Below are 14,709 nucleotides of genomic sequence, written 5' to 3'. Positions count from 1 at the left end.
CAAATCAAATGCTTATTTTTATCGCATGACACGGGCGTCTGATACGGGAAAAGAGCGGCCACTCGGCGGGTGGTTCTTTTTTGCGTTCAAAGTGGTTTTATGGGCTACCATTACCATTTCCTTTGCGGCAAATGTCGAAATGTATCACCAGCACCCATATCTGGCAGGGGTAGCCTATGGCCTAAATACCTTCCTTACCGGGAGCATCCTGATTGCTATCGGCAGGTTTACACTGATTTCGATTTATCGGCGCCGCAACAAGAAAAACAACCGGATCCGTGGAAACTACATACTGGGTATCAATCAGATAGCTACCCTGCTGAATATCGTATTCGCCATCCTCGGGCTGATGATTGCGCTGGGTATCAACCCGAAGGAGTTCCTGACGAGTATTACCATCGTGGCGATGGCTATTGCCCTGCTGTTCCGCGACTATATCACCAACATGATCAGCGGGTTGCTGATTATGTTTTCTGACCAGTACACGATTGGAGATACCGTCCGCATCGGTGAGCACCAAGGCAAAATCATGGACATCACTTTGTCCAACATCATGGTTAAGAACGACGATGACGATGTGGTGCTCATTCCGAATAACACGGCTTTTACAACAAATATCATCAACCAGTCGCTCCAGAATTCCCGGAAGTTGACCGTTGAATTCGAGTTGCCCCTAGCTAGTTCTCGCCATAGGGATGCTCTGGAAAAGGAGGTGCACGACGTGTTGCAGCGGTATGGCCCCGATGTGGTGCTGGATAGTTTCCAGCTCAGGGTGGTGGGGATTACCAAAGACGCAGTGCACTATAAATTGCAGTTTTCTACGTTGAAGAAAGACGCCGGATTACGGAGGAAGCTACGCAACGATATCTATCAGCGAATCATCGCGTTTGAGGCCACCCAAAGCGGCAGAACCGACAACAGGTAAGGCGGTTAAACTTTCCTCACTTTTACACTTTTTACGAAATGGTGGCCGCCTTTCTCCAAAATCAGGTCAGCCCGGAACCGTGTGGGTAGGATATTTTTCAATAGATTAGGCTTATTGATCTCATTCCATATGTTGGCAGCCATCGTTGCGCTCTGTTGCTCATCGAGGTCGGCGTAACGGTGGAAATAAGAATCGGGGTGTTGGAAAGCTGTTTTGCGGAGCCATTCAAAGCGTTTGGTGTACCATTCTTCCAGGTTTTCGGGCGAAGCATCAACGTAGATGGAGTAGTCGAAAAAATCGGATACGAAAACCCGTGGCCCGCGATGTTTCCCCTTCACATTTACCTGCAACACATTGATACCTTCCACGATAAGGATATCGGGCTGTGCTACCCATTGTAGTTGGTCCGGTACGATGTCATACAGCAAATGGGAGTATACCGGTGCCGAAACCAACTCCTTGCCCGACTTGATGTCGGACAGGAAGCCGAGCAGCCGCCGTGTGTCGTAACTCTCGGGGAACCCCTTGCGGTTGAGTATGCCCCTCGACTCCAAGTAGCTATTCGGATAGAGGAAGCCATCGGTGGTGATCAGTTCGACCTTGGGGTTGTGGGGCGCCAGCGACAGCACCTTTTGCAATACCCGCGCGGTAGTGCTTTTGCCAGCAGCCACGCTTCCGGCTATGCCGATAACGAATGGCAGGTGCTTGGTATGGTTGTCGAAAAACGAATTAGTATGGCGGTGCAGCTCCTGATAGCTTTCGATGTGGAGGTGCAGCAAATGGCTGAGAGGAAAATATACCTCCTCGATCTCCTGCATCGTAAGCGGCTCGTTCAGTGCATTGAGCTTCTGGATATCTTCATCGGCCAGCACATAGTTGGGGTGGCCGTTGAGTGTTTTCCAAGTGTCGCGTGTCACGTTGCGAAAGGGAGAGTATGCGATGCCGTTCTCTGTTTTTACCATTCCCGTGGAGTTGGTGAAGCCGCAAAATTAACTAAAATTGTTTGTGGTTTCAGGCTTTGTTTTGGCAAAGGCCTTTCAGTATCAATTCTGCTGCTGCCGGATTGGTGCCCAGGGGCACGTCGTATACGTCGCATACACGCATAAGCATCTGGATATCGGGTTCGTGCGGGTGTTTGCCCAGGGGGTCGCGGAAGAAGAGGATGGCGTCAATCTGCCCCTCGGCGGCCAGTGCAGCGATTTGTGCGTCGCCCCCCTTCGGGCCGCTCAACTTCAGTTCGACATCCAGGCCTGTCTGCCGGATATATGAGCCCGTAGTGCCGGTAGCGATAAGCTTTGCTTTACTCAGTATATCAAAGTGGTCTTTTACAAACCCTACCATTTCCGGTTTTTTTCCATCGTGCGCTATTAGTGCAATCGTCTGTTGTTTCATTCGCTATTTATAAATTTATGGGTTGCTGTTTTGTAAAATACTACACGTTGCTCAGTTTTCATTTTGTCGATAAGAACCGCCAGGGGCTTTTAGGTTGGGAGCCGACTTTGTCTTTAACCAACCATGTGGCGAGCTTGCCGATCAGCTCGTCGTTTTCACTGACCATACGGTCGCCTAGGGCAACCAGCTTCTGGATGTTGTTGGGGCTGGCTGCATCGAGCTCCTCTTGGATGCTGTGCAGATTTTTGGGTTCTATCCGGGTGTATTGGTCTTTTTTTCCTACCGATCGGTACAATTGATGGAGGAAGAAGTCGCTGCTTTCGGCTGCACCGCTCATCATGATATCGATCAATGCGGGGCCGATGGATATGGCGCGGCTCTTCTTGAAATGCTCATAGTCGTACGACTTCCGGGAGCGCCCTGTGCCCAGCGATAGGATTGTGATGTCATTGATTTTTGTTTGGTTGAATGCTTTCGTTACTTCCACCAGCGCGCTCATCGATGGGTTGGGCGCGAATACGCCTCCGTCCAACAAGGGGTAGCGGGTGCCGCTCATCGAGTATATTTCAGCGACGCTGAAATAAGTGGGGGCGGCCGATGTTGCCCGGCATACATCACGTAGGTAGAAATCCCGTGCATCGCCACGTGCAATCGCGGTTTGCTGCCTGAAGAAATGTGTCTTCCGTAGCTCGATGTTGTAAGCGGTGATAATGCAGGGTTTCAATAACTGGCTGAGCTTACATTCGCCGAAATACGATTCGAGCACACGCTCCAACGTGGCACTCGGATAACGCTCGCTGAGCAATCCGAATTTAGCAATCAACCGCCGGAAAAACCCAGCCTTGAAAATATCACTACCGTGGGTTATGTAAATGTCTAAGGTTTCCTGAGCCGAAAATTTCGGCCGCGATGGACGCTCGTCGTCGGGGCAAAGCAAAAGGCATGTTAATATGCCACCAGTACTGGTGCCAGCAAAAAAATCGAAGTAATCTACTATTGCCGAACCGGGGTCGCCGCTAATGCGTTGCAGCCGCCGCTCCAACGCAACCAACAGCATGCCCGGAATGATGCCACGGATCCCGCCGCCGTCAATCGAAAGGATTTTCTTCATTGTTTGCGCTTTGTCCGTAAACTTAGATAAAGTTGTCTCGAAATACAAACGATAATCACTTAGAAAAATAAAAAACAATCCAGCGACACTGTGGCTGCTGGTAAGCTGTTTCATTCGCGTTTCTTGGGCTATATCGGATATTTTTTCCTGCGATTGTCATTTTAGGTCTATTATTTGGTTTTATTGTATGATTTTTTCTGAAAATTACTCATTTGTTATTAATGTAGCGTATTTGATGGTGTTTATTTATTTTATAATGTATGTATCTGTTTAAATTTTATGAATTAATGTTATTTTATTCTTTTGTGTGTATATTTTAGGTAAATAAATGTGTATTTTATGTAGTTATTTTGGTTTTTTACATTAAAAATTGATATTTATTTGAATTTTTTGTCATTAAATTATTGTTTTTATGAAATATTTATACACTTTTGCATTATTAATTGCAGTATTAATAATAAAAGACAGATTAAATTACTAAAAAACTAATGTATGGAGACCAAAAAATCTATTTTACCCTTTATTGCCCTGCTTGCTGTGGTGGTATTGGCATTTTTCTTTCCGTCTCTTCCCGATGATGCGGAGGTGGCCATTGACGGATCTGATGTCGCGTGGATGCTTACATCCACGGCACTTGTATTGATTATGACTCCCGGACTTGCATTTTTCTACGGTGGCATGGTCAAGAAAAAGAATGTGATATCCACGATGCTCCAGAGTTTCATCTGCATGGCTGTGGTGGCTGTGATATGGGTAGTGTTTGGTTTCAGCTTGGTGTTTGGTGAGTCGATCGGCGGCATCATCGGTAATCCGGCTACCTATTTCATGTTCGAAGGCGTGGTTGGCGGCCCCAACTGGCCCGGTGCGCCCACCATTCCCTTTGCCCTGTTTGCCATGTACCAGCTTAAATTTGCCATTATCACGCCGGCACTGATCACAGGTGCATTTGCCGAACGCATACGCTTCAAATCGTATGTGCTCTTCCTTATCCTGTTTTTCGTATTTATCTACGCTCCCTTGGCCCACGCTACCTGGCACCCGGACGGATTATTGGCCGGTATCGGAGTGCTCGATTTCGCGGGTGGAACGGTTGTACACATGTCTGCGGGTGTCACTGCACTGGCTTCCGCACTTTATCTGAAACGCGGCAACGGTTCGAGTGGTTCGAACCCTGCCCGTATTACCTATGTGATGTTGGGCACGGGGCTGCTTTGGTTCGGCTGGTTCGGGTTCAATGCAGGGTCTGCATTCGGCGCAAACGGCCTTGCAGCCTCTGCGTTGGCCACAACCAGTACGGCATCGGGAGCCGCCGCACTGGCGTGGATCTTCTTCGACGCCGCACGGGGCAAGAAGCCGACGGCTATCGGGGTTTGTATCGGGGTGGTTGTGGGCTTAGTGGCCATAACGCCGGCTGCGGGCTTTGTTACAGTAAGCCACTCGCTGATTATCGGTGTGGTTGCAGCGATCATCAGCCGACTGGTTGTTGAATGGCGTACCCATTCCCGTGTGGACGACACCCTGGATGTTTTCCCAAGCCACGGCGTGGGCGGGATGGTCGGCATGATCCTCACCGGCGTGTTTGCCACGCACACCATCAACGGGGCTGTTACCACCGATGGACTGTTCTTTGGCCAGACGGGGCTGTTTATGGCGCACCTGCTGGGGTTGGTAGGAGCTGTGGTATTTACCTTTATCATGGCCTTCGTATTGCTGAAAGCCACCGATTTGGTAAGCAAGCTCCGCGTTTCCGTCGAAGAAGAGGAGGAGGGGCTCGATATCACCCAGCACGGGGAAAGCCTTTAGTAACCGAGGATATATTCAATCAATTACCAAACTCAACCGCATTACTTAAGATGGCAAAAACTACGCTTAAGATAAGGCGAGCTACATACACAACGATGAGAAAGATTTTTTTAGCATTTAGCTTATTGCTATCAGGCTTCATGACCTACGGACAAGACAATGGTTTAACGATTTCAGGTTCGGTCGACGCTTATTACAAATATGACTTTTCGGGCTACCGCGATGCGGATGGCCTTAGCAACATCCCTACATCTTTTGCCAATGAACAAAACTCCGTGTCGCTTGGGATGGCCAATCTCATCGCTACAAAAACGGTGGGTAAGGCGTCTTTCGTGGGTGACGTGTCTTTCGGGCCGCGTGGCGGATACCAGTCGCTGCTGAACGGGAGCGATGGCAATTCCTTCCATATCCAGAACCTGTACATGACCTACGCGTTTACAGAAAGGTTTTCCATGACCGCCGGCTTTATGGGGACATTCGTAGGATATGAGGTTATCTCGCCGACGGCAAACTTCAATTATTCCACTTCGTATTTGTTTTCGGCGGGGCCATTCCAGAATGCGGGTATCAAGGCCGAGTATGCTTTTTCAGACAAGGTGGCCTTGATGGTGGGATTGTTTAACGATTGGAATGTTTACCAAGACTTCGACGGCGTGTCGGACTTCGGCGCACAGCTGTCCGTCTCACCTGCGGATGGATGGGATGCATGTATCAATTTCCTGACCGGAAGCACGGGCACCATCGTTGACCTCACCACGGCATACCAAGTCACCGATGCATTCAAGGTAGGGCTGAATGCTGCCGACTTTTCTGACACCGGCAGCGCTGACGGCGGATACTCCGGCGGTGCATTATACCTACAGTACGGCTTTTCGGAAGCCTTTGCCCTGGGCGCCCGCGGCGAGTACTATAAGGAGAAGGAGGCAGGCTGGGCATTCGTCCCCGGCGGTGAGTCGGTCATCGGGCTGACCCTGTCGGCCAACGTCAAAGCCGGCCCGCTGACGATGATCCCCGAATTCCGTTTGGACAACGGCTCCACGGAGCTCTTCTATAAAAGCAAGGATATGGATATCACCAAAAGCGCCTCGCAATTCGCGGTGGCTTTGGTGTATACGTTTTAACACAGGCTATGCCATAGTTTTCACCTGCTGCTGCGTTTGTTGCCATAATGTCCTGCCATCCTGACGTTATGAGGCTATTGGAACGTATATTGTTTAGGTCACAGCATTGACTAGTAATGTACAATTTATTCCATAGTTAGCTATATGAAAAAGGAAAAAGGTAGTATATCCATCCATACCGAGAATATTTTCCCGGTAATCAAGAAGTTCCTATATTCCGATAATGAGATTTTCCTTCGGGAACTGGTTTCCAACGCGGTAGACGCCACCCAGAAAATCAGAAGGTTGGCCTCTCTGGGGCAGTACAAGGGTGAATTGGGCGATGTAACCATCGATGTAGCGTTTGACGAAAAGGCAAAGACCATCACCATATCGGATCGAGGCATCGGCATGACGGCAGACGAGGTGAAGAAATACATTAATCAGATTGCCTTTTCTGGAGCCACTGAGTTTGTTGAGAAATTCAAGGAAGCAAAAGACGCCAACGAGATCATCGGCCGGTTCGGCCTCGGGTTCTATTCGGCGTTTATGGTCGCCGACGAGGTGGAGATCCAAACACTGTCCTACCAGGAGGGTGCCGAACCCGCCCGCTGGATCTGCGACGGCAGCACATCCTATGAATTGTCAACAGGTAGCCGCACCGAACGCGGTACAGATATCATCCTGCATATCAACAAAGATTCTGAAGAGTTCCTGGAAAAGAACAAACTGCAGGATATCCTTGAAAAGTATGGCAAGTTCCTACCGGTGCCCATCCGATTCGGCACGCGTACCACGAGTGAGCCCGATGGGGAAGACGACGAGGGCAAACCGAGGTATAAATCGGTAGAGGTAGACAACATCATCAACAATACCAGCCCGGCATGGACTAAGTCGCCATCTGAATTGAAGGATGAAGACTACTTGGCATTTTACCGCGAATTGTATCCCTACTCCCTGGATGAACCGTTGTTTTGGATACACCTCAACGTAGACTACCCGTTTAACCTTACCGGCATCCTGTATTTCCCCAAGCTCAAGGAGAATTTTGAGGTGCAGAAAAATAAAATCAAACTTTACTCCCGCCAAGTCTTTATCACCGATGAGGTGAAAGATATCGTGCCGGAGTTTTTGATGCTGTTGCATGGGGTAATCGATTCACCCGATATACCGTTGAACGTATCCCGTAGTTTCCTGCAAGCAGACAGCAATGTCAAGAAAATCAATGCCCACATCACCAAGAAGGTAGCTGATAAATTAGCTGAGCTGTTCAAAAGCGACCGGAAAGGGTTTGAGGAAAAATGGAAGGACATCGGTCTTTTTGTTAAGTACGGGATGCTGAGCGATGATAAGTTCGCGGAAAAGGCGAGCGACTTCTGTTTGGTCAAAAATACTGACGACGAGGTGTATACCATCAAAGAATACGCCGAGAAAGTGAAGGATATCCAGCAAGATAAAGATGGCAATGTGGTGTACTTGTATACCAACGATGCCGCGCAGCAGGATGGTTACATCGCTACGGCCAAGGATAGGGGGTATGATGTGCTGGCGATGGATTCGCCCATCGACAGCCACTTCGTAGCGTATCTGGAGCAGAAAGCGGAGAAGACACAGCTCAAGCGTGTCGATGCCGACGTTATCGACAAGCTGATCCAAAAGGACGATGCCAAAGAACTGCAGCTGAGCGAAGAAGAAAGTAAAACGGTGACATCTCTTTTTGAAAAAGCGATCAGCAGAGATAACATGAAGGTGGAGGTAGCTGCGCTGGGTGAACAGGAGCTTCCCGTTACGGTGACCATCGATGAGTTTATGCGGCGGATGAAAGACATGGCGCAAACCGGGGGTGGCATGAGTTTCTACGGCACCATGCCCGACAACTACAAGGTCACTGTCAATGGAAACCACCCGTTGATTAAGCGGGTGCTCTCGTCGGAAAACGAAGAGGAGCAGCAGCAACTGGCGAAGCAAGCGTTTGATTTGGCGCTGCTTTCGCGTGGGCTGCTTACCGGCAACGAACTGACGAATTTCGTGAAACGGAGTGTAAGTCTGATCGGTTAATTGTTTTTTATAAAACTATTGTTGGATTGTTGTTTAATTGCTATTTTTGCAGTCCAATAATACGGTGGGTATAGCTCAGTTGGTTAGAGCACTAGATTGTGGTTCTAGGGGTCGTCGGTTCGAGCCCGATTATCCACCCCGAAAAACGAAGGCATCTGCAGATTTGCAGGTGCCTTTTTTCGTGGCTGCCGCCAGTCGGTTATAGCGTCAAAACATCCGGTCAGCCGTGCCCAATAACAATGTGTTCCCTTCCGCATTAGTGGCAGAAAGCAGGTAAACCGCATGTAAATTGTTAAAAAATGTGAAATTATTTTTGAAAAATTAGTGATTTTATACTTTTGCCCATAACTATTTATCATTTCTGAATAAGTCTTTTTTTATGTTAACACGTGCCATTACTTTACCAAAAGTCATTGTTTTGCTATTGGTGTTGTGCGGAGTGTTTCCAATTCCGCCGCTGCAACATATTGCCGTTGCACAGAGTTTATCCCTTTACACACCTTATACTAAAATTTCAGTTCCGCCGGGCGAGTCTATCGACTATTCCGTCGATGTAATCAATAATGGCGGCGGTATCCGCAATGCCGACCTGGCCGTTTCCGGCTTGCCCGAAGGCTGGTCTTACGAGCTCAAATCGGGTGGCTGGACCATAGAGCAGCTTTCGGTATTGCCAAAAGAAAAAAAGAATATCTCTTTTAAGGTACAGGTGCCTTATAAAGTGGAAAAAGGTACTTACCGCTTCCAGCTTGTGGCAAAAGGAGCAAGCAGCCTGCCACTCACGGTGGTTGTGTCTGAACAAGGCACATTCAAGTCGGAGTTTAATACCGACCAGGCGAACATGGAGGGTGCGGCCAATTCGACATTTACCTTCAATGCAACATTGCGCAACCCGTCGAGTGAAGAGCAGGTTTACGGGCTCCGTGCACAGGTACCCCAAGGGTGGAATGCGTTATTCCGGGCGAACGGCAAACAGGTGTCGTCGGTCAAGGTAGACCCCAACCAAACGCAGAACATCACCGTTGAGCTTGATCCACCCGACCAACTCGGTGCCGGTAAGTATAAAATCCCGGTAGTGGCGTCGGCCAGTGGCATGTCTTCTAACTTGGAGCTTGAAGTGGTAATCACGGGTTCGTACAACCTGGAACTTACTACCCCCAGTGGGCGGCTGAACACCTCAATTACCGCGGGTAGCAATGAAAAAGTAGAGCTGCTGGTCAAAAATACAGGGTCTGCCGCACTGAAGAATGTGGAGATGAAATCCTCGGCACCGGTCGACTGGACCGTTGAGTTCCAACCTGCAAAGATTGATGTGATTGCACCCGGCCAGCATGCGCAGGTTGTGGCTACTATCAAAGCCAGCAGGAAAGCCGTGGCGGGCGATTATGTAACCAACCTGGAGGCCCGTACCGTGGAGAAGACAGCAACGGCCTCGTTGCGCGTATCTGTCCGCACCCCGTTGTTTTGGGGGTGGTTGGGCATCATGGTCATAGCCGGCGCCCTTGGCGGTGTTTATTATTTATTTCGGAAATATGGAAGGAGGTAACCTGTGGGCGAATCGATCATCGAGCTTAAGGGACTTACCAAACGGTATGGCGGTTTCGCAGCCGTAGACCATCTCGACCTCACCATAGACAAGGGCGAAATTTTCGGCTTGCTCGGTCCAAATGGTGCCGGCAAGTCGACCACCATCCTCATGATGCTGGGACTTACCGAGCCCACATCTGGGGTAGTCCGCGTATGCGGCGTAGACTCCACGGTCAATCCCATCGAGGTGAAACGCCGGGTGGGATACCTGCCGGACGACGTCGGGTTTTACGAAAACCTGAGCGGGCGTGAGAACCTGATATATACGGCAAGGCTCAACAGGCTCTCGCAGAACGAGGCGGAAGCACGCGTTGACCGCCTGTTGGAGCGGGTGGGGCTGCAGCAGGCGACCGATAAAAAAGTGGGTAAATATTCGCGGGGTATGCGCCAACGGTTGGGGTTGGCCGATGTATTGGTGAAAAACCCCGAGGTCATCATTCTGGATGAACCTACGCTGGGGATCGACCCCATCGGTGTACGCGAATTCCTGGAACTCATTGTCGCGCTAAGCAGAGAGGACCGGATAACCGTACTGCTCTCTTCACACCACCTGCATCAGGTGCAGCAGGTGTGCGATCGCGTGGGCATCTTTGTTGCGGGGAGGCTCTTGGCCGAAGGTAATGTGGCCGAACTGTCGCATAAGCTGTTTTCGGATACCGAGCCCTATATCATTGAGGCTACTTTGGGTGCCACCGGTGTAGGTAATGGCGGTACCCATACGGAGGCGTTGAAAGACGCCCTGCTTGGGCTGAACCACGTAAAGTCTGTCACATTTGATGAAGGCAGGCTACGGGTTGGCGGCGCGGAAGATGTCAGTGCTGACGTAGCCCAGGCCGTGGTCAATTCAGGCTTTAGGCTCCATTCGTTGACCATGAAGGAGTATGGACTCGACGATATTTACACCAAGTATTTCGAAGGAGGCGAGGTTTATGGAAAAATTGCATAACGCGATCGACCGGTTGAAAACCAATGCGTGGTTAACCAAAACCAGTGATGCTGTGAATCGGCTTTTTACGGGGGCACGCGAGCGGAGTGCTAATCGCGTAGTCCATCCTTTCTGGATCATCGTACAGAAAGAAATATCAGACCATGTGCGTAGCTGGCGTTTCAATGTGCTGTTATTTTTGATCCTGCTTACTTGCTTTGGGTCGCTTTACACGTCTATCACCACATTGGTTGATGAACTTTCAAAATCCAAGAATGCAGACGATCCGTTTTTCTTCCTCAAGCTGTTTACGCTGTCTGACGGGTCATTGCCGCCGTTCCACGTGTTTATCGGCTTCCTGGGACCGTTGCTGGGTATCGGCTTAGGCTTTGATGCCATCAACTCCGAGCAGAATTCCGGTACACTGAGCCGCGTCATGGCGCAGCCCGTCCATCGCGACTATCTGATCAATGCCAAGTTCGTCGCTGCGCTCACGGTAATCGGGGTGCTGTTCTTTGCGCTGGGTTTCCTGGTAATGGGATTCGGCATGTTTATCATCGGAATTCCGCCCACGGCGGAGGAATTCTTGCGGATTATTTTCTTCCTGTTGCTGAGTGTCCTGTACGTAGCATTCTGGCTCAATTTGGCCGTATTCCTATCCATCCGGTTCCGGCAGGCGGCCACATCGGCCCTCACGGCGATAGCCATCTGGTTATTTTTTACGGTATTTTACCAGATCATTGTCAACCTGGTGGCCAGAGCCATGGCTCCCTCGGAAATGGCATCGCAAGAACAGCTCCTGGGCTACCAACAGTTTATCGTTAACCTGATGCGGATCGTTCCCAGCCAATTGTATACCGACGCCACTACCACATTGCTGGTGCCGTCGGTACGCAGCTTGGGGCCGCTTACCATGGAGCAGGCCTATGGGGCCATTCCGAGCCCGTTGCCGTTGGGCCAGAGTTTACTCATTGTCTGGCCACAGCTTACGGGCTTAATAGCCGCCACGGTGGTCTGCTTCGCGATGTCGTACGTGTCGTTTATGCGTAAGGAAATCCGCTCCCGCTGATAATCGTCACCTGTAGGCCAAGCTTGTAATTGAACGCTGATTTATTTAAGTTTGGCAAACTTTGAGAGCGATGAAGCGGAAGATTGTTGTTGCTATCACCGGAGCCAGCGGTTCGATTTATGCTAAAGTGCTGCTGGATAAGCTGATGGCGCTCGCGGCACAGTGGGATACGGTGGCGGTGGTGATGTCTGACAATGCGAAGGATGTGTGGCGATTTGAACTGGGTAGCGATAGCTACGCCACATATCCGTTCACATTGTACGAGAAGAACGACTTCTATGCACCGTTCGCATCGGGATCTGCCCGGTTCGACACGATGATTGTATGCCCATGCTCAATGGGTACATTAGCGCGGATAGCGCATGGTACCTCGTCTGATTTAACTACACGCGCAGCAGATGTTGTCTTGAAAGAACGGCGTAAGCTTATCCTCGTGCCCCGCGAAACGCCGTTAAGCACCATCCACCTCCGTAATATGCTTACCGTTACCGAAGCCGGGGGCATCATATGTCCTGCAAGCCCGTCGTTTTATAGCCTACCTGAGCATGCTGAAGGTATTGCGGCAACAGTGGTAGACCGCGTGTTGGGGTTAGCCGGTTTCGAAACGGACGGCTATGAGTGGGGGCGTGACAACAAATTCTGAAAATAACTCGCTGCATTACGACCGATTTTGTACTTTTGTTCTTTAATGAATGCGCACATCGCCATAAATCCATTAAAAATCAACACTCCGGTCTACTTGATGCCCTTTATGTCTTTTCATTACACCCATGGATAGCCTACTCATCAAATCTGCTAAAATCGTTTTCCCCGATACGCCCTTTCACGGCCGTGAGATGGACGTCCTTATCGAGGGTGGGGTAATCGCCCAAATTGCCGGCCGTATCAAGGCTGATGGCAACAGGCAAACCGTTATTGATGCAAAAGGGCAGTACCTTAGCCCGGGTTTCTTTGATATGAACGTCAATTTCGGGGAGCCCGGACTGGAAACCAAGGAGGACATTGTTTCCGGTTGTGCGGCCGCGGCTGCCGGCGGGTTTACTGGTGTCGCGGTGCGTCCGAACACGCAGCCACCACTGCACAGCCGCTCGGAGGTCGCATTGATCGTGAACCGCGCTCGGCCGCTTCTTGTGGATGTGCACCCGATCGGTACGATCAGTAAAAAGCGGATGGGAGAGGAGCTGGCCGAATTGTACGACATGAAGCTGGCCGGGGCTATAGCCTTCGGCGATGGCGACAGACCGGTGCAACAGGCCGGATTGATGAGTCGCGCGCTGCTGTACAGCAAAGGGTTCGGTGGACGCATCATTTCCTATCCCGAAGACATATCGGTGGCGGCAGGGGCCAAGATGAATGAAGGGGTTACCAGTACATACCTTGGCATGAGAGGCAACCCGAACCTGGCAGAGGCACTTATGGTGGCGCGCGACCTATACCTTGCGGAGTATAACGATGCGCCGATCCATTTTTCAACGATAAGCACCGCCGAGAGCGTAGACCTGATACGTCGGGCCAAATCCAAAGGCTTGCCGGTAACCTGTGAGGTGGCTGTCCACCACTTGGTAATGACCGACGAGCTGGTTGCCGGGTTTGATAGCAACTATAAGGTGAGCCCACCGCTGCGTACGGCCAAAGATCAAAAGGCACTGCTCAAAGGCATAAAGGACGGTACGGTGGATGCCATCGTATCCCAACATACGCCACACGAAATTGAACACAAGGAGGTGGAGTACCAGATAGCAGCGGAGGGTATCATTGGCCTGCAGACCGTATTGCCACTGGCGCTAAGCGCGGGGTTGACCGTAGAGCAACTCGTCGACAAGCTGGCAATCGGGCCACGGCGCGTGCTGGGCCTGCCCATCCCGGAGTTTGGAGAAGGCGCAGTGGCCAACATGGTGTTGTTCGATACCAGCAGGGAGTGGCGCTTCGATCAGCAAACAAACCAATCGAGATCATCCAATAGCCCATTGCTGGGCGATACACTGAAAGGTGCCGTAACAATGGTCATCAACAAACGTCAAATGGCAAACACACAACTATAATGGACCAACAGATTTATAACGCACTGGAAAAATGCCTGCGGGCCTATGCCGATACCGCCCAATTGGAACGGTCGGATGTTTTTACTCGGCTGGCCGGCGTATTTGATAGCGATGGAGAATTTTTGGATAAGATGGCCCAAGTAGATGCCGTTTTTGACGACTATCCTCGCTTCGAGGAACTGCGGGAGGTGGTGTTCGACCTATTGTTGATGAACTTCTTCGCTGCAGACGTCGCGAAATTGGAAGATGATTACCTCGAATCGGAAGCTTGGGAGGAAATAGAGGAGCAGACAATAGACCGGGGGACAGAGCTTCTGAACCTGCTGTTATATTTCCGTGAGTGCGCAGATGAACAGATTGAGCCCGAATTGAGCGATTACCTCAAAGAGTTCTTGCTCGTCGATGAAGACGAATTTCAGGATGAGCACCGCATTTACGAGCCGGTTATTGCAAACCAGCTGCTCATCGACAGTTCGTATAATGAAATCGCTGAGGTTAGGTCAAAAATACCAGAAAACCAAGAGCTTGCTGATTTGTTCTATCCTATAATGAGTTTCTTTTATGAGCCACGTCCGTCGGATGCGGAGTGGGAAGAATATGCGGCCGAAAGTACAAATCCGGCTTTCGACAATGCGGTATACGGCCTGTTGGTAGCATATAATTATTAAATCCGTAATCATTAATCAAAAAACACACATAG

At 50.2% G+C, this 14,709-nt stretch carries 13 protein-coding genes and 1 tRNA gene; 11 read left to right on the top strand and 3 right to left on the bottom strand.

The window, feature by feature from the left end:
- Window positions 1–25 precede the first annotated feature (25 nt).
- Window positions 26–925: a mechanosensitive ion channel family protein gene (locus NGM62_RS07665; protein ID WP_262246933.1), complete on the top strand. Its 900-nt coding sequence runs from the start codon at window positions 26–28 to the stop codon at window positions 923–925.
- 5 nt (window positions 926–930) lie between these two features.
- Here the strand turns inward: NGM62_RS07665 and coaA are convergent, their stop codons facing one another.
- Genes coaA through NGM62_RS07650 form a run of 3 tightly spaced genes read right to left on the bottom strand, consistent with a single transcriptional unit; the run spans window position 931 to window position 3,428 of the window.
- Window positions 931–1,887 carry a type I pantothenate kinase gene (gene coaA, locus NGM62_RS07660; protein ID WP_262246932.1) on the bottom strand — a complete coding sequence of 319 codons (957 nt, stop codon included), beginning with the start codon at window positions 1,885–1,887 and terminating at the stop codon, window positions 931–933.
- 49 nt (window positions 1,888–1,936) lie between these two features.
- Window positions 1,937–2,317 carry a methylglyoxal synthase gene (locus tag NGM62_RS07655; RefSeq protein WP_262246931.1) on the bottom strand — a complete coding sequence of 127 codons (381 nt, stop codon included), beginning with the start codon at window positions 2,315–2,317 and terminating at the stop codon, window positions 1,937–1,939.
- A gap of 58 nt (window positions 2,318–2,375) precedes the next feature.
- Window positions 2,376–3,428, bottom strand: a complete 1,053-nt coding sequence (locus NGM62_RS07650) for a patatin-like phospholipase family protein (RefSeq protein WP_262246930.1) — start codon at window positions 3,426–3,428, stop codon at window positions 2,376–2,378.
- 492 nt (window positions 3,429–3,920) lie between these two features.
- Here NGM62_RS07650 and NGM62_RS07645 point away from each other — a divergent pair, with 492 nt between their 5' ends.
- From NGM62_RS07645 to NGM62_RS07600, 10 genes are all read left to right on the top strand, one after another.
- Complete coding sequence (locus NGM62_RS07645) at window positions 3,921–5,231, top strand: ammonium transporter (protein ID WP_262246929.1); 1,311 nt, start codon at window positions 3,921–3,923, stop codon at window positions 5,229–5,231.
- Window positions 5,232–5,326: 95 nt separating this feature from the next.
- Complete coding sequence (locus tag NGM62_RS07640; RefSeq protein WP_262246928.1) at window positions 5,327–6,352, top strand: porin; 1,026 nt, start codon at window positions 5,327–5,329, stop codon at window positions 6,350–6,352.
- 144 nt (window positions 6,353–6,496) lie between these two features.
- A complete protein-coding gene (gene htpG, locus NGM62_RS07635; RefSeq protein ID WP_262246927.1) occupies window positions 6,497–8,389 on the top strand; it encodes a molecular chaperone HtpG in 1,893 nt (630 codons plus the stop codon).
- Window positions 8,390–8,453: 64 nt separating this feature from the next.
- Window positions 8,454–8,527, top strand: a tRNA-His gene (locus NGM62_RS07630).
- Between the two features lie 241 nt (window positions 8,528–8,768).
- A complete protein-coding gene (locus NGM62_RS07625; protein ID WP_262246926.1) occupies window positions 8,769–9,932 on the top strand; it encodes a COG1470 family protein in 1,164 nt (387 codons plus the stop codon).
- A 3-nt stretch (window positions 9,933–9,935) separates the two neighbouring features.
- Entirely contained in the window at window positions 9,936–10,919 is a 984-nt protein-coding gene (locus NGM62_RS07620) for an ABC transporter ATP-binding protein (protein ID WP_262246925.1), read from the top strand.
- Window positions 10,903–11,967 carry an ABC transporter permease gene (locus NGM62_RS07615; RefSeq protein ID WP_262246924.1) on the top strand — a complete coding sequence of 355 codons (1,065 nt, stop codon included), beginning with the start codon at window positions 10,903–10,905 and terminating at the stop codon, window positions 11,965–11,967. Before NGM62_RS07620 ends, NGM62_RS07615 begins: the two co-directional genes overlap by 17 nt.
- Before the next feature lie 70 nt (window positions 11,968–12,037).
- Complete coding sequence (locus NGM62_RS07610) at window positions 12,038–12,610, top strand: UbiX family flavin prenyltransferase (protein WP_262246922.1); 573 nt, start codon at window positions 12,038–12,040, stop codon at window positions 12,608–12,610.
- 127 nt (window positions 12,611–12,737) lie between these two features.
- Window positions 12,738–14,009: a dihydroorotase gene (locus NGM62_RS07605; protein ID WP_262246921.1), complete on the top strand. Its 1,272-nt coding sequence runs from the start codon at window positions 12,738–12,740 to the stop codon at window positions 14,007–14,009.
- Window positions 14,009–14,677 (top strand): hypothetical protein, encoded by a 669-nt coding sequence (locus tag NGM62_RS07600; protein WP_262246920.1) that lies wholly within the window; start codon window positions 14,009–14,011, stop codon window positions 14,675–14,677. Before NGM62_RS07605 ends, NGM62_RS07600 begins: the two co-directional genes overlap by 1 nt.
- Window positions 14,678–14,709: the final 32 nt, after the last annotated feature.

The sequence above is a fragment of the Parapedobacter soli genome, from assembly GCF_025460835.1.
Classification (GTDB): Bacteria; Bacteroidota; Bacteroidia; order Sphingobacteriales; family Sphingobacteriaceae; genus Parapedobacter; species Parapedobacter soli.
The sequence above is the reverse complement of the archived record's forward strand: the minus strand, read 5'-3'. Positions and strand labels throughout refer to the sequence as shown.

What these genes read in the sequence shown, in the direction of transcription:
- NGM62_RS07600 (WP_262246920.1), top strand. Translation starts at nt 14,009, where the DNA reads ATGGACCAACAGATTTATAACGCACTGGAAAAATGCCTGCGGGCCTAT.
- NGM62_RS07640 (WP_262246928.1), top strand. Translation starts at nt 5,327, where the DNA reads ATGAGAAAGATTTTTTTAGCATTTAGCTTATTGCTATCAGGCTTCATG.
- NGM62_RS07665 (WP_262246933.1), top strand. Translation starts at nt 26, where the DNA reads ATGACACGGGCGTCTGATACGGGAAAAGAGCGGCCACTCGGCGGGTGG.
- NGM62_RS07610 (WP_262246922.1), top strand. Translation starts at nt 12,038, where the DNA reads ATGAAGCGGAAGATTGTTGTTGCTATCACCGGAGCCAGCGGTTCGATT.
- coaA (WP_262246932.1), bottom strand. Translation starts at nt 1,887, where the DNA reads ATGGTAAAAACAGAGAACGGCATCGCATACTCTCCCTTTCGCAACGTG.
- NGM62_RS07645 (WP_262246929.1), top strand. Translation starts at nt 3,921, where the DNA reads ATGGAGACCAAAAAATCTATTTTACCCTTTATTGCCCTGCTTGCTGTG.
- NGM62_RS07650 (WP_262246930.1), bottom strand. Translation starts at nt 3,428, where the DNA reads ATGAAGAAAATCCTTTCGATTGACGGCGGCGGGATCCGTGGCATCATT.
- NGM62_RS07605 (WP_262246921.1), top strand. Translation starts at nt 12,738, where the DNA reads ATGGATAGCCTACTCATCAAATCTGCTAAAATCGTTTTCCCCGATACG.
- NGM62_RS07625 (WP_262246926.1), top strand. Translation starts at nt 8,769, where the DNA reads ATGTTAACACGTGCCATTACTTTACCAAAAGTCATTGTTTTGCTATTG.
- NGM62_RS07615 (WP_262246924.1), top strand. Translation starts at nt 10,903, where the DNA reads ATGGAAAAATTGCATAACGCGATCGACCGGTTGAAAACCAATGCGTGG.
- NGM62_RS07655 (WP_262246931.1), bottom strand. Translation starts at nt 2,317, where the DNA reads ATGAAACAACAGACGATTGCACTAATAGCGCACGATGGAAAAAAACCG.
- htpG (WP_262246927.1), top strand. Translation starts at nt 6,497, where the DNA reads ATGAAAAAGGAAAAAGGTAGTATATCCATCCATACCGAGAATATTTTC.